The organism is Yersinia sp. 1652 StPb PI (assembly GCF_041538345.1).
Classification (GTDB): Bacteria; Pseudomonadota; Gammaproteobacteria; order Enterobacterales; family Enterobacteriaceae; genus Yersinia; species Yersinia enterocolitica_E.
The window spans coordinates 2,583,139-2,606,402 of record NZ_JAULSM010000001.1; the positions used below are offsets into that span (position 1 = coordinate 2,583,139).

A 23,264-nucleotide genomic window follows, 5' to 3' on the forward strand; every position below is an offset into this window, starting at 1 on the left:
AAGTGCTGTGGGTGATTACTGGATTTTCTGTTACGTGCTAGGACTCAATTCTGAGTTAACAGAGGGGGTAGCGAGTGAGTATAGCTATTATCATCGGCACACATGGGGCTGCGGCAGAACAACTGCTGAAAACAGCTGAAATGATTTTAGGCGAGCAAGCTAACGTCGCTTATATCGATTTCGTCCCCGGTGAAAATGCCGAAACGTTGATTGAGAAATACAACGGTAAATTGACCGGGCTTGATACCAGCAGTGGTGTTCTATTCCTGGTTGATACCTGGGGTGGTAGCCCGTTTAACGCTGCCAGTCGAATTGTTACTGATAAAGAAAATTATGAGGTCGTTGCCGGGGTTAATATCCCGATGCTGGTTGAAACCTTTATGGCTCGTGATGATAACCCATCATTTGCTGAATTGGTTAACATCGCGGTGCAAACCGGTCGTGAGGGGGTTAAAGCATTAAAAACCGTCGAACCTGATGTGGATACCACTCACCCGCAATCCCCTGCCGCTGCACGTAAAGTCGCGGCCCCAGCCGTCGCTTTAGGTCCCAATGATCATATGAAGATTGTGTTGGCGCGTATTGATGACCGTTTGATACATGGTCAGGTCGCCACCCGCTGGACCAAAGAAACCAACGTAAACCGCATTATTGTCGTCAGCGACGAAGTTGCTGCCGACAAAGTGCGCAGTACATTGCTAAAGCAAGTTGCTCCTCCCGGCGTCACCGCGCACGTCGTTGATGTTGAAAAAGCGATTCGCGTCTATGACAACCCGAAATATGCCAAAGACAGGGTCATGCTGTTATTTACTAACCCAACTGACGTCGTCCGTATGGTTGAGGGTGGTGTAGACATCAAGTCAGTCAATATCGGTGGTATGGCATTCCGTCAGGGTAAAACCCAGGTGAATAATGCGGTCTCCGTTGATGAAAAAGATATTGAAGCTTTTAATAAATTAAATGCCCGTGGTATTGAGCTGGAAGTTCGGAAAGTCTCTTCGGATAGCCGACTCAAGATGATGGATTTAATCAGCAAACTTAATAAATAGCTTTATTAAAAACTACGTAGAAAGGTAATGCCCTGTTCTGTTTGGAACACGGTTATTTTTACTCAGCTTTTTTGGTCATAGGAGAAGTACAATGGAGATCACAACTCTTCAGATTGTGCTGATATTCATAGTTGCATGTATCGCCGGGATGGGCTCCATTCTGGATGAGTTCCAATTTCACCGTCCCCTGGTCGCTTGTACTCTGGTAGGTCTGGTTTTAGGTGATATGAAAACCGGTATTATTATCGGTGGTACCTTGGAGATGATCGCGCTCGGCTGGATGAACATCGGGGCCGCAGTAGCTCCTGATGCCGCGTTAGCCTCGATTATCTCTACTATTCTGGTTATTGCAGGTGGCCAAGACATCGGTGCAGGTATCGCACTGGCTATTCCGCTAGCAGCAGCCGGTCAGGTATTAACCATTATCGTCCGTACCATTACTGTGGCCTTCCAGCACGCCGCCGACGGAGCCGCCGAACGTGGCAGCCTACGAGCGATAACCTGGATCCACATTTCAGCCCTGTTCTTGCAGGCGATGCGTATCGCTATCCCTGCCCTGATCGTTGCCCTGTCTGTTGGGACATCTGAAGTTCAGATGCTGCTCAGTTCGATTCCTGATGTGGTTACCAGTGGCCTGAATATCGCCGGTGGTATGATCGTCGTAGTAGGTTACGCCATGGTTATTAACATGATGCGTGCCGGCTACCTGATGCCATTCTTCTACTTAGGTTTCGTGACCGCCGCATTTACCAACTTCAACCTGGTGGCATTGGGTGTTATTGGTGTGGTTATGGCCCTTCTTTATATCCAGCTCAGTCCTAAATACAACAAGTCTCAGGTTGTACAGTCTGGCCCGTCCAATAATGACCTTGATAACGAATTAGACTAGGAAAAGGTGAGAGAAATGGTTGATACAACAACTGTGCTTGATAAAACCACAGCGACTGGTGAAAAGAAACTCACGCCTGCTGATATTCGCGGGGTGTTTATCCGCTCTAACCTTTTCCAAGGGTCGTGGAACTTCGAACGTATGCAGGCGCTGGGGTTCTGCTTCTCAATGGTGCCGGCGATCCGTCGTCTATACCCTGAGAACTCGGAAGAGCGTAAGCAGGCAATCAAACGTCATTTGGAATTCTTCAACACCCAACCCTTCGTTGCCGCGCCAATTCTGGGCGTAACGCTGGCGATGGAAGAGCAGAAAGCCAATGGTGCCGAGATTGACGATGCGGCAATTAACGGGATCAAAGTCGGTCTGATGGGGCCGCTGGCAGGTGTCGGTGACCCAATATTCTGGGGTACTGTGCGCCCGGTGTTGGCAGCTCTCGGTGCCGGTATCGCAATGAGCGGCAGTTTGCTTGGCCCATTGCTGTTCTTTGTGCTGTTTAACCTGGTACGTTTGCTGACCCGTTATTACGGTGTGGCCTATGGCTATAAAAAAGGCGTCAATATCGTCAGCGATATGGACGGTGGCCTGCTGCAAAAACTGACTGAAGGGGCGTCTATCCTCGGCCTGTTTGTTATGGGGGCCTTGGTTAACAAGTGGACCCACGTCAACATACCGGTGGTGGTATCCAAGATAACCAATCAGAATGGGCAGACCACAGTAACTACGGTGCAAACCATTCTTGACCAGTTGATGCCAGGTTTGGTGCCATTACTGTTAACGTTCGGCTGTATGTGGCTATTACGTCGTAAAGTTAACGCGTTGTGGATTATTATGGGCTTCTTCGCCATCGGTATCTTCGGTTACTGGATTGGCTTCCTGGCACCTTAATGTTCTGATTAGATTTGGTAAAAACCGGGGGTTTACTCCCGGTTTTTTTTAGGATAGATACCAATACCCAATAGATTTCAAAGTGCAGGAAGGTGGCAGCAACACACCTGTGGTTTGAAAGATGATGGGGATGTATCTCTTGGGAGTTGTTGCATGTCGGTTACTGATTTCGTTTTAATTGTTTTTATCGCCCTACTGCTCGCTTATGCTATTTATGATGAATTCATCATGAACATGATGAAAGGGAAGACCCGGCTGCAAGTTCACTTAAAACGTAAAAGCAAAATCGACTGCGCCATCTTTGTCGGACTGATAGCTATCCTCATTTACAATAATGTCATGGCGAATGGTGCACCGTTAACCACCTATTTATTAGTGGGTTTAGCGCTCATTGCGGTTTATATCTCTTATATCCGTTGGCCCAAATTATTGTTTAAAAATACCGGTTTCTTCTACGCTAATGCTTTTATTGAATATAGCCGAATAAAAAGTATGAATTTATCTGAAGATGGAATTTTAGTCATTGATTTAGAGCAGCGCAGATTATTAATCCAGGTTAAACAATTAGATGATCTAGAGAGAATTTATAATTTTCTCCTTGAAAATCAACAATAAACAAACACTCCTGGGAAATGTGTCTATTGAGTGCCTACTTAACTGATTAATTTCCCAGCAATACTCTTGTCTCTTCTCCTGCTTATTCCCACATTGTTATCGATGTTTATATGTACTATTTCGCACAAAACTCTCGATAATGAAAATCATTATCAGTAATAGTGGTTTGTCTTATTATCTTTGGGGTTGTCGATATAATAATTTATATGTTAAGGTTGCGCCGTTCATGGGGAGTAGCCGGTTTCTGTGCAATTGTACCTAACGTAATTGAAGGGTATTTATTGATAAGCAGAAACGCCCGTATCAACATACTCGTTTCATCTATTGAAACGTGGTACGGGTAGCCAGGTAAGGTTGGCGAGACCATAGACACGTAGCTCCGTCGTTAGGTTGGGGGTGGGTTACGTGTATATGGAGCCGCCCGGCCGAGTTTATTGCTATGAATCTATCTGCAACTCTTATCCTTGCTTTTGCTATGTCTATGGATGCATTTGCTGCATCTATTGGTAAAGGCGCCAGTCTACACAAACCCCGTTTTCGAGAAGCACTACGTACTGGCCTTATTTTTGGCGTAATAGAAGCTATTACCCCACTCATAGGTTGGTGTATCGGCCTGTTCGCCAGTCAATATATTCTGGAATGGGACCACTGGATTGCTTTCAGTTTGCTGTTTATTCTTGGTTGTCGCATGATTTTTGAGGGTGCGAAACAACAAGTTGCAGAGACTGAAAAAATGCGCAGCCACAGCTTCTGGGTTTTGGTCATGACCGCAATTGCTACCAGCCTTGATGCCATGGCAATTGGTGTCGGTTTAGCCTTCTTACAAGTGAACATTGTCCACACCGCCATGGCGATCGGTCTGGCAACCATGATTATGGCTACCTTAGGTATGCTGATTGGCCGTTATATTGGCCCATTATTGGGTAAGCGTGCCGAAATCATTGGTGGGATAGTCTTGATAGCGATCGGCTTTAATATTCTGTATGAGCACATCTATCGGGTCGCTTAATGGCTAAAACGCGTCTATTCTGCTGATAAAATCATTGGGCAAAAATAAACCCCGCATTCAAAGAATAGCGGGGTTTTTTATGGTTCAGATGCCGCTTAGCAAACGGGCATCAACCTCTGATTAGAAGTCCATGGAAACAGACAGTTTTAGCTCACGCGGATTACCTTGGTACATATAAGTACCGGTATCTTCAACCGACTCCCAGTAACGTTCGTTGGTCACGTTCTCGAGATTCGCACGCCAGATCAGATTGGTCTCTTTCAGCGGCATGGTGTAACGCATACCCAGATCCAAACGGGTCCATGGTTTTAGTTTTAAAGTGTTTTCCTGGTTAGCATACTGCGAACCAGAACGTGTGACAGTACCCGTAGCCGTCAAACCTTCTACTGCTTTAATATCGTACTCACCGCCAAACACTAACTGATAGCGAGCCACACCCACAGCATAATTACCATTATTTTGGCTGCTTTGCGCTTCGGTCAGTATCGGGTCCAACCACACGGCACTACCTAACAGACGAGTACCAAATACCGGTTCACCGAATACGTTCAGTTCAACGCCGCGGTTACGCTGTTCACCCCCCAAGGCGTAGATATTGGTTGTTGCATCAATGGCACCGGCAGGTCTGGTGATTTCAAACAGAGCCAAGGTACCGCCATAGCGTTTGTTATCGAATTTCACGCCGACTTCATTCTGTTTAGCATGAATAATGCCAGTAACATTACCCGCATTGGCGGTATACCAAGGCGCGACCTTCCCCGGCGATAATGCTTCAATGTGGTTAGCATACAGGGAAACATTTTCCCACGGTTTAACCAACAAGCCATAAACTGGTGTCACTTTCATGGCATCTTGCACGTTTTTACTGTCTGGTACACCACTGTCAAAATTGCGAATAACCACTTCCTGACGGCGTAGCCCCAGCATCAGCTGCACTTTATCATCCATTGCCGACAGGGTATCCGACACCGAGATGCTACTGGCCCGAACCTGACTGTTTAGTGTTGGGTCTTGATTAGGGCTAGCAAAAGCAGTTGGGGGGAATGGGATTACCCCTGGGTTATAGATATTGGTGTCTACTGGTCCTGACATATTCCAGGCAGATTTAGCCGTTCGGTAGTTAGCGGCATAACCGAGATTCATCTTATGGGTTACTGGGCCGGTTTCAAAATGACCACGAATCCCCCCTAAACCAGCAATAGAGTCAGAAACATAAGGCACATACAGGCGGCTGATGGTGGCGTTGCCATTATTATCAGTCAGCGTTGGTGAGCCATATTGCCCGGTTTCGTCATTGTGGCTGGCACCGAGGGTACCGTATACCGTCCAGTTCTGGCTTAAATCATACTCACTACGCAGCATACCGAAGGTGGTTGCCATATCGGTATAGACCCACTGCTGACCATAGTTTAAGGTGGCTGCCGGTGGTTCTGGAATCACCGTCGCACTACCAATGGCAACATCAGTACGCATACCGTGAACGGTCTGTTTTTGATATCCAATATCTAAAGAAGTACGGGCGCGGTCACCACGGTAATCCAAACCGGTAGAGAGTGCGGTCGTGCGCTCGTTCTGATCATGAATAGCCGTTTCGCCTTCGCGGTGCAGCACATTAACCCGCACACCGAATTGGTCATTGTCACCAAAGCGGCGACCGACATCCAGCGCACCACCAACCTTGGCAGAAGAAGTATAATCCACGCTAACACGCGTCAATGGGGTATCACCGGCTCGTTTAGGCTCCAGGTTAATCATCCCACCCACACCGCTGCCGCTCGGCGAAATACCGTTCACAAATACGTTCGGGCCTTTAAACACTTCAACCCGCTCGACCATACTGGTATCAACCACCTGACGTGGCAGTACGCCGAACAGACCGCCGAACGAAATATCATCCCCATCGAGATTAAAACCACGAATACGGAAGTTCTGTGAAGCATTACCGTAGCCGCGCACGTTCTGTACTGAAGCATCGTTTTTGACCACATCAGCCAGTGTCCGCGCTTGCTGGTCTTCTACCAATTTAGATGTGTAGCCAATCACGTTAAAAGGTACGTTGCGCGCATCTTGCTGCCCCAGGAAGCCAATACGCCCACCGTTAGCTACCTGACCGTCCAGATAGGTTGGAATAAGATCATTACCACCGGCACGGAAGGTCTCTTGCGTCCCGACCACAGTAATAGTATCCGTTGTTTTGCTGCTATCAACCTGAGTGGCATCAGCTGTTGTGCTAGCCTTTTTGCTGCTTTCAGCCGTATTGTCTGTGGCTGTTGCTGCCCATACAGATGCAGACAAAGTCCCTAATGCCGCACCGATCATGACGCACAAAAGACGTGGTGCAAGCCGCTTCTGATTTGCGCGGGTAGAGATAGTTTGATTCATCGTGTTGATGCCCCTGAAGTTTGCAATTTTGTTAATAATGAGAATGCTTATTATAAGGATTCAGAATTATCCTGATAACAGTTGCCGATGCAAGCATTTCTGCACTTCTGCGGGGTTATTTTTTGTATCGTGAAAAAATTAGATCAGTTATGTAATGAACATGATCTCGGTCGGTAATCTTATGGCCCAAAATGAGGGGAAATGAAATTAAAGGGAAATGATTGCGTAAATTACTTTTATATACGACCAGACTAATTTCCCCTTCCCTACTTAAGTCAATTTTTATGGGTTATTCACGCCAATCACCCCCTATTATTAATAAGGCGATTTATTCTTTCTCCCTGTTATATTGACATCAGTTCCTTACCTGAAGCCTCGTAGTGACAGACTTGATAAGCGTAACCCTCATATCCATTACAATTCTTATCGTGTATTTATTTCTGGTAAGAAAATTCTCATTACCTAATTTCATCTGTTAGCGATAGACTGCTACATTACTTTTACCGCAATAACAGATTAACCCTTCTGGCTCTCGATCCGCTCAGCCAAAGGTGGCTGAATATTAATTCAAGGAAATACAGGAATGGCTTTGCATCCAGCATCATTTGACGATCATATTTTCCGGCTCTTGATTGAAGCCGTTGATGACTACGCCATATACATCATTGATGCTCAAGGACATATCCTCACTTGGAACAGTGGCGCAGAACGCAATGCCGGTTACGCTAGCGAAGAAGTTATTGGTCAATCTTTCGAACTGTTTTATACCCCAGAGGATTTGGCGAACAAATTACCGGCCAAAGGGCTGCAACATGCCAATCAGTTTGGCCACTATGAAACCCAGGGCTGGCGGGTGCGTAAGAATGGTAAACGTTTTTGGGGCAATATTACGCTGAGTGCGCTGCATGATTCAGACCATATTTTGCAGGGATTCGTCCATGTCACCCGCGACTTGACGGATAAATGGCAGCGCGAAAATGCGCTGCGAAAGAGTGAGGAACAGTTTCGTCATCTGATCAGTGAAGTTGAAGACTATGCTATTTACATGATCGATACTCATGGCCGAATTCTCACCTGGAATAAAGGTGGAGAACGGAATGAAGGCTATACCAGTGATGAAATAATCGGTGAACATTTTGCGTTGCTGTTCACACAGGAGGATATTTCTGCTGGCGTGCCGGAGAAATCACTCGCCAAAGCCACCGCAGAAGGTAATTACCAGAGCGAAGGCTGGCATGTGCGCAAAAACGGTATTCGCTATTGGGCCAGTGTGGCAATTAACCCAATGCATGATGACAGTGGCAAACTGTTGGGTTTTACCAAAATTGTCCGTGATCTCACCGAGCGTCGTCAACGAGAAGAAGCACTGCGCATCAGTGAAGAGCGTTTTCGCTTAATGGTTGATACTGTTGAGGATTACGCTATTTTAATGCTTGATCCCTGGGGCCGGGTCAATACCTGGAACCACGGTGCTGAACGGAATATTGGCTATGCCAGTAATGAGATAATTGGTCAGCATTTCGGTTGTTTCTTTTTACCCGAGGATATTGCCGCCGGGTTACCGGAGAAGTTGCTGAAGACCGCAGCATCGACGAGCCGAATGGAACGCGAGGGCTGGTTGGTTCGCAAAGATATGACGCGCTACTGGGCAGTGACAGTCATAACAGTTGTCCATGACAATAATGGGAAACTTCTCGGTTATGCCGAAATAATCCGTGATATGAGTGAGCGCAAACAACGCGAAGATGCACTGCGCGCCAGTGAGGTCGCACGTTATGAAGAGCGCGAGCAACTGCATCGGGTGTTGTCATCTATCCAGGAGGGGATTATCTCCCTCGACACAGAAGGCCGTGTGGTACTGATGAACCCCAAAGCCGAAGAGATGACCGGGCGTAGCCAAAATGAATCCTGCGGTTTACCTATTGAAGACGTTTTTATTTTGTGGTCTCCGTTGCAAGATAAAAATCAGTTAGTTGCCTTCAATCAGTGTTTGGCCGAAGGGCGCAATACCTTATTACCAGAAGGCAGCCAGTTGTTATCAAGCCAAGGAGAACGGCAAGAGATTCGCTGTTCTGCCTCGCCGATCCGCGATCGTGACAATATACTCACCGGCGCGGTCGTGGTATTTCAGGATGTGACTCGCGCCCGCCATGCACAGCGCGAACTGCAATATCAGGCCAATCATGACATGCTAACTGGCCTGATTAATCGGCGTCGATTGGAAGAGCGGCTCACCCAATCAATCAGCCAATTGGGGGACAACGAGCAGCATATCCTCTGTTATGTCGATTTAGACTATTTCAAGGATGTTAACGATACCGCAGGCCATGAAGCTGGGGATATGGTGCTGAGAATGGTGGCACAAACCATGCAACAAGCCGTTCGTGAAAATGACATTGTCGCCCGTTTAGGTGGCGATGAGTTTGCTATCGTGTTGTTTAATAGTCAAAACAAGCCTGCAACAGACATTCTGGAATCTGTGGTTGCCGATATTGCCGCCATCCAATTTCATTGGCACGGTCAATCGTATACATTTACCGCAAGTCTGGGCGCCGTCCCGCTAACTCGCCAAACTGAGAATGCCGCACAAGCCATGCGTCAGGCAGATATCGCCTGTTATGCAGCAAAACACGCAGGCCGTAACCGGCTATCACTCTCACTCTAAACACCTTCTGGTCTGGGTGGCGATGACTGCCACCCACTCATCAAATTGATCAATCATCAGAAGCGCATTAACTCAATCGCCCTTAATGACATAATTTTAGCAGGGTTATTGGTTGGTATGTCGCGCAATTAGACTTTGGTCAAAATATCGCTGTCAGTGCTGTGCTATATAAAGATAATCATCTTATAGCTTGGAACAAATAGATATGCCGTACTTTACGGTTAGTGTTGTTTTGCATAATGCAGTGGAAGGCGATTACGAATCACTTAATAAGAAAATGATTGATGCCGGCTTTACCCGCCTTATTGGTCGGGAAAAAGTCTATAAATTACCTGAAGGGGAATTCAATTATGGCAGCGGCACACTAAACAAACAAGAAGTTGCTGATTTAGCACTAAAAATTGCCGAGGAGGTACGGTTTATACCCTCTATACTGGTGACTGAATCCGGTGGTCGAACCTGGCGAAACTTAGATCTTAAATAAGCCACTTCAGTAAATATAAAAAAACCATGAATTTGACTTAAGTTAATTAATGATTCTACACCAGGGAATGTCACACTATAAATATATTAAAATAATAATGAGAGTTTACCTTAGGGGAGTTAGCTAATATTAAGGTATTGGTGATTATTAAAAATCAAATCTGGATTGATATAATTTATATAAGACTCGTGGCCCGAACACTGTCAGGCCAAGGCTAACAACATAGACTATTGGTCACTGCTCACGGCTGCAATTTCAGCCGCAGGCTCTTCTCTGCGGCGGTGCAACGCAATGACAAAGTCAGTTTCACAGATAAATGCCTGCCGCGCAGCCAACTCCTGCCCCATCTCGATTGATGCCCGCCAGGCAAAAGGGGTCATCTGCAATAAATTAAAACTCTGCTTACCCGGAAGTTTCATTTCATAAGCCAGTTTTTCGCAACTCAGCAAGTCAAACCCCTCAAGGTGCTCTTGTGCATCACCGTGGAGTTGTACTTCTGGGTAGATCAGTGCTTTTAACTGATAGAGATGACGCGGCCCAGGGGCAACAGTAACCACAATCCCGCCAGGTTTCACGGTACGTGATAACTCCGCCGCTTTGCACGGTGCATAAATCCTTAATACCGCATCAAGCGAATTATGGGCAAAAGGTAAGCGATGGCTGGAAGCTACACAGAAGCTCACCTGTTGGTAGCGCTTTGCGCCATACCTTACGGCGACTTTTGCCACATCTAAACCGAAAACAGCCATTTGACGCCGCCGATTTAACCTATCTGCCACAGCGCCGGTGTAATAACCTTCACCACAACCGATATCCAACAACATGGTGGCATCCAGTGGTAACGTGGCATCCAGAAGCTCGCAGACCCGCTGCTGCAAGGGCTGATAATATCCCGCATCAAGAAATGCCCGCCGGGCCTGCATCATCTCCGGGCTATCTCCTGGTTGTTTCGATCCCTTGTGCTGCACTGGCATCAAATTGACGTAACCCTCTTTGGCGCAATCGAACTGATGATTATTGCTGCAACGCCACTGCTGCACGCTAAGCTGCAAAGCCTGATGACAAAGGGGGCACTGATAAGACATGGTTGATTTCCAGATGACAGACAAATAACCGCCAGAATCGCGGACAGACACGGCGTTAGTCTAAAGAAGCACTTCCACCGTTGCAAGCCACTGTTTAACACCATAAATCGGTCGAATATCAGCTATGGTGTACCATCCCTGCTGGAATAGCGTCAGGTTCAACATTCATGGTGCGCAAAATTTGCCCCATAATATCGCTAAATACCGGGGCAGAAACCGCGCCGCCATAGTATTTGCCGCCTTGCGGATTGTTTATCACGACCACCAAGGCAAAACGGGGTTGGCTGGCAGGCGCGACACCCGCGGTATAAGCCACATATTTATCAATATACTGGCCATTTGGCCCAATCTTCTTAGCAGTCCCCGTCTTAACGGCAACCCGGTATCCCCTGACGGCCGCCTTCATTCCGCCACCGCCGGGCAGCGCCACACTTTCCATCATATGTTCCACTTGCCGCACCAGAGCCTCGGGGAATACCCGTAGCCCTAACACCGGAGGATCGACCTTAGTAATCGATAATGGCCGATAAATACCGAAGCTGCCGATGGTGGCATAGACTCGAGCCAGTTGCAGCGGCGTCACCATCAAGCCGTAACCGAAAGAGAAGGTAGCGCGATCCAGATCACTCCAGCGTTGCCGCTGTGGCATTAACCCGCTACTTTCACCGGTAAGGCCTAACTGAGTCGGTTTTCCCAAACCAAACAACGCATAGGTTTCCATTAATGCCGAAGACGGCATTGCCAATGCCAGGCGAGAGACGCCAACATCACTTGATTTCTGCAATACGCCGGTCAACGATAGTGCGGGATAAAAACCTACATCTTTAATTTGGTGCCCACTCAGCACATAAGGATGGGTATCCAGTACGCTGTCTGGCTTTACCAGATGATGTTGTAATGCGGTCATTACCACCATCGGTTTGACTGTCGAACCCGGCTCAAAAATATCGCTGATAGCCCGATTACGAAAATTCTCTTCCGCCGTGGCTGCGCGGTTATTCGGATTAAAGGTGGGATAGTTGGCCATCGCCAAGACTTCGCCAGTATTAATATCAATAACCACTGCGGAGCCAGAATCAGCCTTATTAAACATGACAGCATTGGTCAGCGCATGGGATGTTTCAGCCTGCAAACGCTCATCAATACTGAGTTCAACATTCTGTCCCGGGTGGCTATCAGTAGAAGAGATATCCTCAACTACTCGGCCAAAGCGATCTTTACGTACCACTCTACTGCCAGCGGTGCCACTTAATAGCGAGTTAAAGCTCTTTTCTACGCCTTCAATACCCTGGTCATCTATATTAGTGAAACCAATTAAATTGGCCGCCACATCACCGGACGGATAAAAACGCCGTGACTCCGCTTTGGTCGCGATACCGGGCAGTTTCAAGCGTTGAATGTACTCAGCAACATTAGGTTCAACTTGTCGGGCAAGATAGATAAAACGGGCATTGGGGTTTTGATTGATACGGTTGATTAATTGGCCTATTGGCATATTGAGTTCCTGTGCCAATGCCTGCCAGCGTTCGGTAGTACCTACCCCGCCTTTTTCCAGTACCGTTTTGGCATCAGCCCAAATGGCCTCGACCGGGACACTGACCGCCAACGGATGCCCGCCACGATCAGTTATCATACCGCGTGTATTGGGTGTTGCCACCACACGCACTGAACGCATGTCTTCTTCTTTTACCAGCGGGTCCGGTTCAATAACTTGCAGCCAGGCAACCCGTGCCAGCAGGCCAAAAAGTGACATTAAAATACAACTACACAACAAGCCAAAGCGCCAACGAATAAAGTTGTTACTGTCAGTTTTTGGTTTAGGAATCATTAAGATCAACCCTGGAGAATAGCGTGCATCATAGCTGCCATTAAACCCTATCCCAGACACTAACGGGTGCCAAAACAGTGATACAAGATGCATTATTTTGCAACAATTCACTAACGGCGATTTAAAAGAAAAGGTGACTGGTCAATAACTTAAAAATCGGCTTACACTGAGTGGCGTTCTTTTTCTTCATTAGGTAGGTTCTATGACTGATTTTTCACCACAACTTAGCCGAATCACCACCCTCTGCCATGGTTTTGGCAATAAATCGGCCCTGCTACCTTCCTGCCTCTTGCCATATCAGGCTTCACAAGCCATTAAAAAGCAGGTTCATGGCACTACGATTATCGATGTGACCGCCCCGGGACAAGAGTGTGGTGAAGCCGATGGTTTCTATACCACTCAAGCAGGCATTTTATTGACCGTTCTGACGGCTGATTGTCTGCCAATCATTTTTAGCCAACGACAAGGGAGAGCCATTGCGGTGGTTCATGCCGGTTGGCGGGGCTTATTTGATGGCATTATCTTAAAGATGGTTGAGCGTATTGCGCGCGATGATGACCCTGTAAATTGGGTTGCAGCCATAGGGCCTGCCGCACAGTCTTGCTGCTATGAAGTCAATGAGGTGTTGGTCGAAAGGTTTATTAATAAATTACCACTGGCTAAAAATATCATTTCACCCCGTTTTCGCCACCTCAACTTAGCGGCCATTGCTGAACACCAATTACGAAGTGCAGGAATTCATCAAGTCGATCATGTAGGCAGTTGTACTATTTGTACGACTATTCAACATGATGATAATAATAAAAGTCACTTCAAATATACCAGTTTCCGCCGAACCAGCCAGCAGCAAGCGATTGATCCAACCCATCCAGGGATTAAAGGCCGTAATCAACATTCCGGCTTAATTATTTTGCCTTAACGGATAGATAATATTTATCGCACCCTGAATACGAAAAAACCCGCACAAAGGCGGGTTTTTACAGCAAAAGAGCTGATTAGATTGCAGTAACGTTTACTGCAGACGGACCTTTCTGACCGTCTTGGATTTCGAACTCTACGTTCTGGCCTTCAGCCAGGGTTTTGAAACCATTACCCTGGATTGCAGAGAAGTGTACGAACACATCTTTGCTGCCGTCAGCTGGAGTGATGAAACCGAAACCTTTAGACTCGTTGAACCACTTAACTTGACCTTTGATCTTTGCCATCTTGAGTATTTCCTTTGGATTGTTTAACTCGCCCGTAGGCGTTTACATAGACAAACTAGAGTCGTTACTGCTTGAGGCACTAAGATAAGGATCGGCAGAGAAGCGGTATTCAACGCTAACGTCTTTACTCAGAACTTCTTTACTGAAAATGCCACACATATACAGAACTGTACCTCGTTTTACCCATATGCGTTATCACATACTCTGTATTCGATGGCAAGCCATTTTTAATCAAGGGTGAACCTGTCGCACATATTTGAAACGCTTGCTCATAAAGAATGCGTAAATATGCTGAAATTTGTTGAAGGTCATCGTATTTTCTGCTCTATTTTTTTATACTGGCCTATCGCGCTTTCTTACTGGTTTTTAACATTTCAGCTAACACTTTTTATAATACTGCTTACGTGGATATTTGCTGTTTTCCATCCCCAGCATCGAACCGAAAATCACAATGGTATAAATTTTATTAGCATTAAATATATAATAATTGAATATATCCCACCCCAGCTCTGACGGCTCACTCTCTTCATCTGGTGACTGTCACAGGGGCAAGCTTGCTAGCTAACCCCTTACTTAATATCAGGTTATAGCTTGAATCTTATCTTTGCTCAAAAATCAGAAATAATTTATTGACGACTTTGTTATGAAGCACAATTGCACAACCTACCCCCAACAGTAAGGAGAGCCACTTGTTATATAAAAATATAAACTAAAATGCCAAATTTAATACTAAAAGATTGACTCTCCATATGGACTGGTATTGTGCTATATAGGTGCAATACACGAGAAAAATTAGCTGCATCGCACCAACAAGGTGCGATAGCACTTTATTTAATCTGCATGAATATCGCCTAAAGCACGCATTATTAGTTAATTCACCAGGGTGAAATGCAGCCTAATCCACCTACATTTAGTATGAGAAATCCCTCTTGATATATTCTTTACTTTTCTGAAACAGAATTTAATAGCACTGATGTACAGTTGAAAACTCTAAATTACTTTATCGTTATAGTGTGGTTTAGGTTCGAGATTATAAGCTCCACGCAATTATAAATAATCTATTAATCACCCTTATTTTGATAAGTACAAAGATTATCTGATGCACAGATATCTTATTTCGCCTTATGGGCATCAGAGAGCCATGTTATGAATTGTAAATATATTATCAACACCTGTATTCTCAGTAGCTTATGGTGGGGTCAGGCTGCTACTGTATTGGCGGAGGAAAACTATCAGCCAACACCGACATCTATAGGGCAACATAACCCGCAAACCAGCAATGGGAGTCTGTGGCAACGCCTGACGAGCAACATCTCGCTTACCTGGGATTCACCAAACCAGGAGCTGTATATCCCGCTGAATACCTGGCACAACCGCTGGACCTACGATGATGACAAGATAGAGTCATACAATGAGCGGCCATGGGGTATCGGCTATGGCAAATATCGCTATGATGAGGATAACAACTGGCACTCTGTGTATGCGATGGCATTTATGGATTCGCACAACCAAATTGAACCCATTATAGGTTATGGCTATCAAAAAATGTGGATACCGGGAGCGATGGACGGCTGGCGTTTTGGCGTAGGTTTTACCGCCAGCATTACCGCACGTCATGAATATTATTACATTCCTGTCCCATTGCCTTTGCCACTTATTTCTATTGAATATAATAAGTTTTCACTACAAAGCACCTATATTCCCGGCACTTATAATAATGGTAATGTTTTGTTTACCTGGATGCGCTGGCAATTCTAATGGACGCTATTATTTAACTATTTAAACCATGCAATTAAAGTGGTTATAAGCGACTATTAAGAATTAATCTCAATTAGCGTTAATTGATCCCAAAAAATACGATAGTTCTTATCAATTAAAACTATGCTGAGTATCCGCTTAGTTTATTGCTGATTATTTAAACACGACAAATAGCGTCTTAGATGATAACAGCCGGGCTTGATTTTTCATACAGTTAATCGCCCGGCACTTTTATGCTAACACTTCAATCAGGCTGCGTCTGAGTCATTTACATTCAGTTCATGCCGCTTATGTTTACGCCGAGTGAGTATAAAACCGCACCACAATAGCGCAACCCAAACTGGCATCATTAGCACTGAGATCTGAATACCATCAGTGAGATACATAATGACCAGAATCAACGACAGAAACACCAGGCACAGATAATTACCGTATGGGTACCATAGCGCCTTAAACCGCGGTTCTACGCCTTCTTGCACCTTCGCAGCCCGGAATTTGAGGTGAGCTAAACAAATCATCACCCAGTTAATGACCAATGTTGAAACAACCAGCGCCATAAGCAGTTCAAACGCTTTGCCCGGCATAACATAGTTTATAACAACACCGGCTGAGGTGGCTAACGCCGAAAGTGCGATTGACAGAATAGGCACGCCACGTTTATTAACCCGGGTCAACAACTTAGGCGCATTCCCCTGCGATGCCAAGCCAAATAACATGCGGCTATTACAATAAACACCGCTGTTGTAAACCGATAGCGCTGCGGTCAAAACCACTACATTCAAGATTGTTGCAACCCAATTGCTATCTAACGCATGGAAAATCATCACAAAGGGGCTACCGCCTTCAACCACTTTGCCCCACGGATATAGGGAAAGCAGTACCGCCAATGAACCGATGTAAAAAATAAGGATGCGATAGACAACCTGATTGGTTGCTTTAGGGATACTGTGATGTGGATCTTCAGCTTCAGCGGCCGTAATGCCAACCATCTCCAAGCCACCAAAAGAAAACATAATCACCGCCATCGCCATCACTAATCCGCTCAAGCCATGGGGCATAAACCCACCTTGTGCCCAGAGGTTAGTAACCGATGCCTCAGGCCCACCAGTACCGGAAGCCAGCAGATATGCACCGAACACAATCATACCGATAATGGCAACAACCTTGATGATTGCGAACCAGAATTCAGTTTCACCATACATACGTACGTTAATAAGATTGATGGCATTTATTAAGACAAAAAATACAGCAGCGGAAACCCAGGTGGGTATCTCTGGCCACCAGTATTGAATATAAATACCGACGGCGGTCAATTCAGCCATACCAACCAGTATAAACATCGCCCAGTAGTTCCAACCAGATAAGAAGCCAGCGAAATCGCCCCAATATTTATACGCAAAATGACTAAATGAACCTGCAACTGGCTCTTCGACAACCATCTCACCGAGCTGACGCATAATGAGAAAAGCGATAAAACCACCGATGGCATAGCCGAGTATCACTGAGGGGCCAGCCATCTTAATCGTCTGAGCTATCCCTAAAAATAATCCGGTCCCAATCGCACCCCCCAAGGCAATCAGTTGAATATGTCGATTTTTTAAACCGCGTTTTAGTGTTGAATCCTGCAACTGCTGTTCCATCCTATCCTCTGCCGCACCTATTACGCACTAACGTGCTAAACAGCGCTTTCATAAATGAATCTGCGGCGGTTTTTTAACACTTAAACCTAATTGCAGCAAGAATAAAGGTAGTTAGCTGACTATCGGAGAAGGATCAATCAGCCGATGTTTACATGGGAAGGATTTGATTAGAAGACAATGATGCTTTGTCTGTTTAGGGTTGTAACGCAGATATGCCACATAACTTACTCAGATTCCTGGCCCCAATCATCAATGTCGCGACATAAGATTGACGCCGGGTGACAACTTCAACCGCCACGCGATTATTTTTATAGCGGATAAGATAAGTTGAAGGCCAGCCTTGACGCCGCTCACCATAAGATTTTTGATGGTGGTCAATCGCCGCATGGGCAATGACCAGGTGAGATAAATTTGAATCCCCTTTAATAATACGTTTCATCATCAGCTCCAAGAAGTCAGTCAGAGAATCGCTTACCGTTGGTCATGCCACGCGCTCAGCATATGGGTCTCCACGCGGTCGAAAACCATCAATATTTACTCAAATATCTTGGCTGAGCAGGTAACAAATCATCGCGGCACGAAGTGGACTTTGGCTATAGGCTTGCCACTCACCTTGCGGATTGGTAATCCGAGCATTCCACTGATTATTATCATTAACTTCAGGGGAATAGAGGCCAATTTTATTGGCATAGATGATAGGCCAGGCATCAGAAGGGTTTTTGCAGTAGTCCTTACCTTTAACTCCACCGTATGGATACCACTTATCGGGATCTTCCCCTGTCAGCAGTGCAATATTTCGGTTCACTTCAGTGTCACTTTCTTCATACCATTTAATCATTAGAATCACCGTTTTCTTGAAAAGTCCTGGCTACATTACGGCGAAAATAAGACAAATTTATGACAATCAGCGCAGTATATTGGGCTAAATAAAGGGGCAAACTCACATCGCGCAAAAAGATAATGCCGGCTATGCAGGAGAAACCATCACTCTGGCTACGACGATATTCTGATACCGCCGGGTGACAGCATCAGAATCGGGGGGATTTATCGCTCTGGAATAAACCCTTTAAAGTCGAGAGGCGAGACAATATCACTATCGTCTTGCTCATGCCTGACACCCGTAGCATTTTCCAGTAAAGCATTGAGCAATTCGGTTTGCCGTTTTTGTTGTTCGGCAATTTCGTGTAACAAACGGATTTGTTCATTTGCTCGTACACTGGCACGGCTCAAAAAGAACCAGACTATCAAGAAGAAAATGACAGTAAGCAGCGATAAAGCAATTGGGATGACACCCAGTGCCCCCATATTTGTATCTAACATTGACGACCCTATGACATACGTGGCTAAGGCGCTATCTTATCACTCTGCCCACCACAAAGGGGATCTGAATAAGTGATTCATACTTAATAACGATAACGAATAGTAATAGTTATTTATCGTTATTATAGCTAAGCATAATAGGCTATCCTTACCATGGAATAATCGAAGTGATAGCACAAATACCGGTAGAAAAAGTCCCCCCCTGATCGCAATAACTATCAAGGGCTAATAGATAAAACAAGCAGCAAACGGCAATGATCCCTACCGCTGCAACAAGTTTCTTAATGTTCAAATCGGGCACCTTCCGTAATGTTTTTTTTAATTATACTGTATTAAACATCAACCATTTATAGCCAAAATGTAATTACTGATGTGCACTATAGCTCTGTAACAACATTTTTTATAAGAATTTACTGTTTAGTCTTATAAATCAATATGATTTAGGATTTTTACTATTAACTAACTTATCATTACTCGTTAAACTGTTAAATATTTATCCTAAAAAATAAGTAAAACTAATTACATGGAGTGACTACATGAGTTTATTCAGACTGGTTCTGGTGGCAGCAATCATATACTTGGGCCTTCTCTTTTCAGGCTATGGCGTGCTTATTGGCAGTGAGAAAAACGCCGCAGGCATTGGTTTGCAGTGTAAATATCTGACGGCAAGAACTGTTACAACCGCTCAATTTATAAACGGTGAAAATGGTGTCATTGGTGTCAGTAACTGCCCATTAGTGAAAAAGATCGGCAATAACGTTTTTGAATAATTGAACTGCGGGTTTGCTATTCATAACCCGCAGTGCATTTCCCCCACGGCCGCTAGCCTGATACTACCGCCCTACTTGCAGACAGCCTTAAACGGTAGCGGTTATTTTTGGCTAAATTTCATATCAATTAATGCAATGGCTTTCTCAATCGCTCGCTTAGTCACTGGGTCCGCCCCTGCCGGGTGTGTAGAGAAATCAATAGCTTTAAGTTGATGGGACATTTTATCTCGCACCTCCACCGGAGCAATGATATCAATCACATCAAGGATTTGCTTAATCACCAGTTGGCAGGCAACCAAGTCTGACACCAGCTCTTGGTCATTAGTAAACATTTCAGACATGCATAATTCCTTCTCAGTAATATCGTAAAAGGATATCACGCTTGCTGAAATATTTCTTTAACCTGCACTGCTCTTGTCGACTCGAAAGACTGGCATTATCCTCGGCTAATGAAATACCTACAACCGATGTCGATGATGTGCTTAATCAATCAATTGCCCCCTCTTTTTGCGAGAAAGAAGCAGATATGAGATGGCAAGAAAGCTAACGTCAGTACGAAGGGGGGATATAAAAAAACCAGGGATGAAATTATCAATCACCTGGTTCTAGAGGAAACTCATTAGATGTAGATCGATCACAATATTCCTAATCTCACAGTTCATCACCTCCTGCGCCTTTACCTTTATGCAGGACCATTACTGGCATCTTTAAAAAAACGGTTACGCCGACAACCGCTATCAGAGTCATAATCACCGTTATTAACATGCGATCACCTCATCATTTTTAATTTCTATTTTTCCAAACTCAACCCTTTATCCTCGGGATAGACCCCTTCCTGATGACACTACCCTTTTACTATGGCACCAGAAAAATCTTTTGCAAACACTGTCTGAAAAGTCTTTATGGTCTATTTTGTTCAATCGGGAGCAATTTGGTGTTTTGTGTTGTTCGATTCAACTTGTGTATACTGCTCTACTCCTATCCAGAAAAAACAGACTAAATAATGTCACAAGAAAATCATCTCGCGTTAGTCTGCGCCCTCAGTAAATGGGTCGAAACCCATCTAGGGCGGGTCATCTACCTTGAAGAGTTAGCCGTGTATTCAGGCTATTCGCTTTGGCATATGCAGAAAATATTTAAAGAAGTGACCGGGGTATCGCTGGGTAAATACATTCGGGAAAGACGCTTAGCGGGCGCGGTTTATCAACTAAGAAGTAGTGATAGTACGATTTTTGATATCGCATTGGACTTTGGCTTTGGCTCACAGTCACATTTTACTTACATGTTCAGAAAACGTTACGGTATCACTCCGTATGATTTCAGGCAAAATACTGATATTGACCTGAATATCGCGTTGCCCTTGCATGCTATTCATCAGAAGCTGGCATAACACTCCGCAATACCCACGATTCGCCTGAATGCTTACCACTGCTCTCCGGCGAATAACGCTTTTCAGTTCTTTTTATAGCAATTCTGTACATCAATAGGTTGTGCTTCGTTACGTTGGCGATCCGCCATATAGGTCATCGCAAACATGACACTGACAACAATGAGTGCCGCCAACAGTAAACCGATCAATGCGATGACTTTGTTGTCATCAAACAAGCTCTTATCCATACATTCCCCCTAATTTCTATGGCGTATCATTAGATTAGCCATAGGATCGCAATCAATGTTATTGCAATCAGCAAACATGATGTTGTAAGTAAAACCACGAGCGCAAATTGCGCATCGCCAATTCCCGCAGAATAATCACTATTCGGGGTAATATTTTGTTGTTTTTTCAAAGCAATACCTACTGATTGGCGCACACCAATCCTAACTCTATATAAGAAAAATCGCGTTTTATAATGGATACATTTCTATCGGATATCAACCTAACCATTAGTTATTCCAACGCGATCCTGTCGTACTCTGTGTTATAGATCAAGCCCATCTATTGTAAAGTTAGGGATAGGCGCAAAATACATTAGTTTTAGTTAAGTGTTTGTGGCGATAATATAATGTCATCTCTGTTCAGTAGACAATTACTGTATCACCGCCGTTATTATACCGTAATTATCCCTGTGGCGAGGCTATACAGAGCGGCTAAAGCGGTAATCATGGCCACGGCAAAAAGACATTTTTCAATCGGCGCGAATATTGCTTTCTTTTGCTCACGCTTCGCGATGATAAACAGCACAGTTCCCGGGCCATATATCACTGCTGACAGTAATATGTATTTCAACCCGCCCGCGTAGACCATTAATATGGCATATAGTGTTGCTATCAAAGCAAAAATAAAATCTTTCTTCAGCTCGACCGAACCTGCCGAATAGGTTTCTCGGGTCCAGGCCAATTTCAACCCATAAGCCGCAACCAGCAAATAGGGGATCAAAACTAATGAGCTGGTGAGTTCCAGTGCCAACTGAAACGCATACTCAGTGAAGAGCGTAACAATTAAGAATAATTGGATAAAAATATTCGACATCCAAACCGCTGCCGATGGCACCCCGCGCTTATTCTCCGTTGCAAATATCTGCGGCATGATATTACTTTTTGCTGCGGAATAGAGTGCTTCAGCCGCCAATAGGGTCCATGACAGATATGCGCCCATAACGGAGATAATCAGCCCGATGCTGATAAATATAGCGCCCCATCGACCCACTATATGTTCTAACACCCCAGCCATTGAGGGTTGCCGTAAAGCAGCAAGATCAGGACGAAGCAGCACACCATAGGAAAGCATTGTCACTAATACCAGTAAACATAAAACACCAATAAAACCGAGAACAGTAGCAATACCAACATGCTTTCTTTCTTTAGCGTAACGGGAATAAACACTCGCCCCTTCAATGCCCACAAAAACAAATACGGTGACCAACATAGTACTGCGCACTTGAGCAAATAGTGTCTCTGATGTTGCACCAATATCTAATGCCGCATGACCGGTATAACCATAGTCATCCAAATGGGAGAGATCACCGACACCAGACAAAGATTGGGAACCCCAGAAGTTTAATGCAAACGTATCTGTATGAAATGCAAATGCCAGCACAATAACAAAAATAAATATCGGAATAACTTTAGCAAAGGTGGCAATAGTATTGATTGCTGCGGCTTCTTTGATACCGCGTAGCACCATAAAATGAAAACTCCACAAGATTAATGACGCAATTAAGACTGCGGATAACGTATTACCATCACCAAATAGTGGGAAGAAGGCTCCCAATGTTGATTTGATCAAAACAAAATAGGAAACACTGCCGATACAGGCGCCAGCCCAAAAACCAATGGCTGAGGCAAAACCGGCATAATCACCAAATCCAGTTTTAGCATAAATATAAACACCGGAATCCAAATCTGGCTTACGTTGTGCCAAAGTCTGAAAAACAAAGGCCAGAGTTAACATTCCGCCACCAGCAATAATCCACGCGATGATGGCACCCAAGCCTCCGGTTGCTCGGCCGAATGTAGCAGGTAAAGAGAAAATACCAGCACCTATCATTGAACCCACGACCAGCGAGGTTAATGACCACAGCGAGAGCTTTTTATTTGATGAAGCCGCCATATTCATTTCCATTTACATTAACTAATCCAATGTAAAACAGAATAACCTAATAGAAGACCCACGCCTATAGATGCAATTCAGAGAAAATGTGAGCCTCCTTTAAAAGCTGAATATTCACTGTTGAGTGGGC

The 23,264-nt window shown here is 45.0% G+C and carries 24 protein-coding genes; 11 read left to right on the forward strand and 13 right to left on the reverse strand.

Annotation, left to right across the window (positions count from 1 at the left end; translation table 11 throughout):
* The first annotated feature begins 74 nt into the window (after positions 1-74).
* From manX to mntP, 5 genes are all read left to right on the forward strand, one after another.
* Positions 75-1,049: a PTS mannose transporter subunit IIAB gene (gene manX, locus Q2T71_RS11900; protein WP_372559211.1), complete on the forward strand. Its 975-nt coding sequence runs from the start codon at positions 75-77 to the stop codon at positions 1,047-1,049.
* A gap of 91 nt (positions 1,050-1,140) precedes the next feature.
* Positions 1,141-1,938 (forward strand): PTS mannose/fructose/sorbose transporter subunit IIC, encoded by a 798-nt coding sequence (locus Q2T71_RS11905; RefSeq protein WP_004701713.1) that lies wholly within the window; start codon positions 1,141-1,143, stop codon positions 1,936-1,938.
* A 15-nt stretch (positions 1,939-1,953) separates the two neighbouring features.
* Complete coding sequence (locus Q2T71_RS11910) at positions 1,954-2,823, forward strand: PTS mannose transporter subunit IID (RefSeq protein WP_083158592.1); 870 nt, start codon at positions 1,954-1,956, stop codon at positions 2,821-2,823.
* Positions 2,824-2,976: 153 nt separating this feature from the next.
* Positions 2,977-3,438 carry a DUF986 family protein gene (locus Q2T71_RS11915; RefSeq protein ID WP_372559212.1) on the forward strand — a complete coding sequence of 154 codons (462 nt, stop codon included), beginning with the start codon at positions 2,977-2,979 and terminating at the stop codon, positions 3,436-3,438.
* 439 nt (positions 3,439-3,877) lie between these two features.
* Positions 3,878-4,447 carry a manganese efflux pump MntP gene (gene mntP / locus Q2T71_RS11920; protein WP_083158590.1) on the forward strand — a complete coding sequence of 190 codons (570 nt, stop codon included), beginning with the start codon at positions 3,878-3,880 and terminating at the stop codon, positions 4,445-4,447.
* A 120-nt stretch (positions 4,448-4,567) separates the two neighbouring features.
* On the opposite strand, the gene Q2T71_RS11925 is transcribed toward mntP, so the two are convergent.
* Positions 4,568-6,829: a TonB-dependent receptor gene (locus Q2T71_RS11925; RefSeq protein ID WP_193784645.1), complete on the reverse strand. Its 2,262-nt coding sequence runs from the start codon at positions 6,827-6,829 to the stop codon at positions 4,568-4,570.
* Between the two features lie 583 nt (positions 6,830-7,412).
* On the opposite strand from Q2T71_RS11925, the gene Q2T71_RS11930 reads away from it, so the two are divergent.
* Both Q2T71_RS11930 and Q2T71_RS11935 read left to right on the forward strand, forming a co-directional pair.
* Positions 7,413-9,494, forward strand: coding sequence for a PAS domain S-box protein (locus Q2T71_RS11930; RefSeq protein ID WP_372559213.1), 2,082 nt, complete (start codon positions 7,413-7,415; stop codon positions 9,492-9,494).
* 205 nt (positions 9,495-9,699) lie between these two features.
* Entirely contained in the window at positions 9,700-9,978 is a 279-nt protein-coding gene (locus Q2T71_RS11935) for a hypothetical protein (protein WP_083158588.1), read from the forward strand.
* A gap of 227 nt (positions 9,979-10,205) precedes the next feature.
* Here Q2T71_RS11935 and rlmA read toward each other — a convergent pair whose 3' ends face one another.
* Positions 10,206-11,063 carry a 23S rRNA (guanine(745)-N(1))-methyltransferase gene (rlmA, locus tag Q2T71_RS11940; protein ID WP_372559214.1) on the reverse strand — a complete coding sequence of 286 codons (858 nt, stop codon included), beginning with the start codon at positions 11,061-11,063 and terminating at the stop codon, positions 10,206-10,208.
* A gap of 118 nt (positions 11,064-11,181) precedes the next feature.
* Positions 11,182-12,891 (reverse strand): peptidoglycan glycosyltransferase FtsI, encoded by a 1,710-nt coding sequence (gene ftsI, locus Q2T71_RS11945; protein WP_372559215.1) that lies wholly within the window; start codon positions 12,889-12,891, stop codon positions 11,182-11,184.
* 202 nt (positions 12,892-13,093) lie between these two features.
* Here ftsI and pgeF point away from each other — a divergent pair, with 202 nt between their 5' ends.
* Positions 13,094-13,810: a peptidoglycan editing factor PgeF gene (gene pgeF / locus Q2T71_RS11950; protein WP_372559216.1), complete on the forward strand. Its 717-nt coding sequence runs from the start codon at positions 13,094-13,096 to the stop codon at positions 13,808-13,810.
* A 76-nt stretch (positions 13,811-13,886) separates the two neighbouring features.
* Here the strand turns inward: pgeF and cspE are convergent, their stop codons facing one another.
* Together cspE and Q2T71_RS11960 are read right to left on the reverse strand one after the other, a co-directional pair.
* Positions 13,887-14,096, reverse strand: a complete 210-nt coding sequence (gene cspE, locus Q2T71_RS11955) for a transcription antiterminator/RNA stability regulator CspE (protein WP_002221949.1) — start codon at positions 14,094-14,096, stop codon at positions 13,887-13,889.
* 42 nt (positions 14,097-14,138) lie between these two features.
* Complete coding sequence (locus tag Q2T71_RS11960; protein ID WP_002211058.1) at positions 14,139-14,255, reverse strand: DUF2627 domain-containing protein; 117 nt, start codon at positions 14,253-14,255, stop codon at positions 14,139-14,141.
* Between the two features lie 987 nt (positions 14,256-15,242).
* Between Q2T71_RS11960 and pagP the strand changes: the two genes are divergently transcribed.
* On the forward strand, positions 15,243-15,854 hold the full coding sequence (gene pagP / locus Q2T71_RS11965; RefSeq protein ID WP_372559217.1) for a lipid IV(A) palmitoyltransferase PagP: 612 nt from the start codon (positions 15,243-15,245) through the stop codon (positions 15,852-15,854).
* Positions 15,855-16,102: 248 nt separating this feature from the next.
* On the opposite strand, the gene Q2T71_RS11970 is transcribed toward pagP, so the two are convergent.
* From Q2T71_RS11970 to Q2T71_RS11990, 5 genes are all read right to left on the reverse strand, one after another.
* Entirely contained in the window at positions 16,103-17,494 is a 1,392-nt protein-coding gene (locus tag Q2T71_RS11970; protein WP_372559218.1) for an amino acid permease, read from the reverse strand.
* Positions 17,495-17,687: 193 nt separating this feature from the next.
* Entirely contained in the window at positions 17,688-17,936 is a 249-nt protein-coding gene (locus Q2T71_RS11975; protein WP_372559219.1) for a DUF4060 family protein, read from the reverse strand.
* Between the two features lie 96 nt (positions 17,937-18,032).
* Complete coding sequence (locus Q2T71_RS11980; protein WP_083158581.1) at positions 18,033-18,332, reverse strand: phage protein NinX family protein; 300 nt, start codon at positions 18,330-18,332, stop codon at positions 18,033-18,035.
* Between the two features lie 206 nt (positions 18,333-18,538).
* The gene (locus Q2T71_RS11985; protein ID WP_083158580.1) at positions 18,539-18,814 is read right to left on the reverse strand and encodes a YebO family protein; all 276 of its coding nucleotides are present in this window, start codon (positions 18,812-18,814) and stop codon (positions 18,539-18,541) included.
* 148 nt (positions 18,815-18,962) lie between these two features.
* Positions 18,963-19,106, reverse strand: a complete 144-nt coding sequence (locus Q2T71_RS11990) for a PhoP/PhoQ regulator MgrB (RefSeq protein ID WP_372559220.1) — start codon at positions 19,104-19,106, stop codon at positions 18,963-18,965.
* A gap of 244 nt (positions 19,107-19,350) precedes the next feature.
* Here Q2T71_RS11990 and Q2T71_RS11995 point away from each other — a divergent pair, with 244 nt between their 5' ends.
* On the forward strand, positions 19,351-19,584 hold the full coding sequence (locus Q2T71_RS11995; RefSeq protein WP_102970397.1) for a YobH family protein: 234 nt from the start codon (positions 19,351-19,353) through the stop codon (positions 19,582-19,584).
* A gap of 101 nt (positions 19,585-19,685) precedes the next feature.
* On the opposite strand, the gene Q2T71_RS12000 is transcribed toward Q2T71_RS11995, so the two are convergent.
* A complete protein-coding gene (locus tag Q2T71_RS12000; RefSeq protein ID WP_083158579.1) occupies positions 19,686-19,925 on the reverse strand; it encodes a DUF2766 family protein in 240 nt (79 codons plus the stop codon).
* 662 nt (positions 19,926-20,587) lie between these two features.
* Between Q2T71_RS12000 and Q2T71_RS12005 the strand changes: the two genes are divergently transcribed.
* On the forward strand, positions 20,588-20,974 hold the full coding sequence (locus Q2T71_RS12005; RefSeq protein ID WP_038632374.1) for a helix-turn-helix domain-containing protein: 387 nt from the start codon (positions 20,588-20,590) through the stop codon (positions 20,972-20,974).
* A 62-nt stretch (positions 20,975-21,036) separates the two neighbouring features.
* Here Q2T71_RS12005 and Q2T71_RS12010 read toward each other — a convergent pair whose 3' ends face one another.
* Together Q2T71_RS12010 and Q2T71_RS12015 are read right to left on the reverse strand one after the other, a co-directional pair.
* Positions 21,037-21,201, reverse strand: a complete 165-nt coding sequence (locus Q2T71_RS12010; protein ID WP_083158578.1) for a hypothetical protein — start codon at positions 21,199-21,201, stop codon at positions 21,037-21,039.
* 430 nt (positions 21,202-21,631) lie between these two features.
* The gene (locus Q2T71_RS12015) at positions 21,632-23,134 is read right to left on the reverse strand and encodes a basic amino acid/polyamine antiporter (protein WP_372559221.1); all 1,503 of its coding nucleotides are present in this window, start codon (positions 23,132-23,134) and stop codon (positions 21,632-21,634) included.
* Positions 23,135-23,264: the final 130 nt, after the last annotated feature.

What these genes read in the sequence shown, in the direction of transcription:
- Q2T71_RS11925 (WP_193784645.1), bottom strand. Translation starts at nt 6,829, where the DNA reads ATGAATCAAACTATCTCTACCCGCGCAAATCAGAAGCGGCTTGCACCA.
- ftsI (WP_372559215.1), bottom strand. Translation starts at nt 12,891, where the DNA reads ATGATTCCTAAACCAAAAACTGACAGTAACAACTTTATTCGTTGGCGC.
- Q2T71_RS12000 (WP_083158579.1), bottom strand. Translation starts at nt 19,925, where the DNA reads ATGTCTGAAATGTTTACTAATGACCAAGAGCTGGTGTCAGACTTGGTT.
- Q2T71_RS12015 (WP_372559221.1), bottom strand. Translation starts at nt 23,134, where the DNA reads ATGGCGGCTTCATCAAATAAAAAGCTCTCGCTGTGGTCATTAACCTCG.
- Q2T71_RS12010 (WP_083158578.1), bottom strand. Translation starts at nt 21,201, where the DNA reads ATGGATAAGAGCTTGTTTGATGACAACAAAGTCATCGCATTGATCGGT.
- cspE (WP_002221949.1), bottom strand. Translation starts at nt 14,096, where the DNA reads ATGGCAAAGATCAAAGGTCAAGTTAAGTGGTTCAACGAGTCTAAAGGT.
- Q2T71_RS11910 (WP_083158592.1), top strand. Translation starts at nt 1,954, where the DNA reads ATGGTTGATACAACAACTGTGCTTGATAAAACCACAGCGACTGGTGAA.
- pgeF (WP_372559216.1), top strand. Translation starts at nt 13,094, where the DNA reads ATGACTGATTTTTCACCACAACTTAGCCGAATCACCACCCTCTGCCAT.
- pagP (WP_372559217.1), top strand. Translation starts at nt 15,243, where the DNA reads ATGAATTGTAAATATATTATCAACACCTGTATTCTCAGTAGCTTATGG.
- Q2T71_RS11930 (WP_372559213.1), top strand. Translation starts at nt 7,413, where the DNA reads ATGGCTTTGCATCCAGCATCATTTGACGATCATATTTTCCGGCTCTTG.
- Q2T71_RS11905 (WP_004701713.1), top strand. Translation starts at nt 1,141, where the DNA reads ATGGAGATCACAACTCTTCAGATTGTGCTGATATTCATAGTTGCATGT.
- Q2T71_RS11970 (WP_372559218.1), bottom strand. Translation starts at nt 17,494, where the DNA reads ATGGAACAGCAGTTGCAGGATTCAACACTAAAACGCGGTTTAAAAAAT.
- Q2T71_RS11960 (WP_002211058.1), bottom strand. Translation starts at nt 14,255, where the DNA reads ATGTGTGGCATTTTCAGTAAAGAAGTTCTGAGTAAAGACGTTAGCGTT.
- Q2T71_RS11995 (WP_102970397.1), top strand. Translation starts at nt 19,351, where the DNA reads ATGAGTTTATTCAGACTGGTTCTGGTGGCAGCAATCATATACTTGGGC.
- Q2T71_RS11985 (WP_083158580.1), bottom strand. Translation starts at nt 18,814, where the DNA reads ATGTTAGATACAAATATGGGGGCACTGGGTGTCATCCCAATTGCTTTA.
- Q2T71_RS11935 (WP_083158588.1), top strand. Translation starts at nt 9,700, where the DNA reads ATGCCGTACTTTACGGTTAGTGTTGTTTTGCATAATGCAGTGGAAGGC.
- rlmA (WP_372559214.1), bottom strand. Translation starts at nt 11,063, where the DNA reads ATGTCTTATCAGTGCCCCCTTTGTCATCAGGCTTTGCAGCTTAGCGTG.
- Q2T71_RS12005 (WP_038632374.1), top strand. Translation starts at nt 20,588, where the DNA reads ATGTCACAAGAAAATCATCTCGCGTTAGTCTGCGCCCTCAGTAAATGG.
- Q2T71_RS11915 (WP_372559212.1), top strand. Translation starts at nt 2,977, where the DNA reads ATGTCGGTTACTGATTTCGTTTTAATTGTTTTTATCGCCCTACTGCTC.
- mntP (WP_083158590.1), top strand. Translation starts at nt 3,878, where the DNA reads ATGAATCTATCTGCAACTCTTATCCTTGCTTTTGCTATGTCTATGGAT.
- Q2T71_RS11975 (WP_372559219.1), bottom strand. Translation starts at nt 17,936, where the DNA reads ATGATGAAACGTATTATTAAAGGGGATTCAAATTTATCTCACCTGGTC.
- Q2T71_RS11980 (WP_083158581.1), bottom strand. Translation starts at nt 18,332, where the DNA reads ATGATTAAATGGTATGAAGAAAGTGACACTGAAGTGAACCGAAATATT.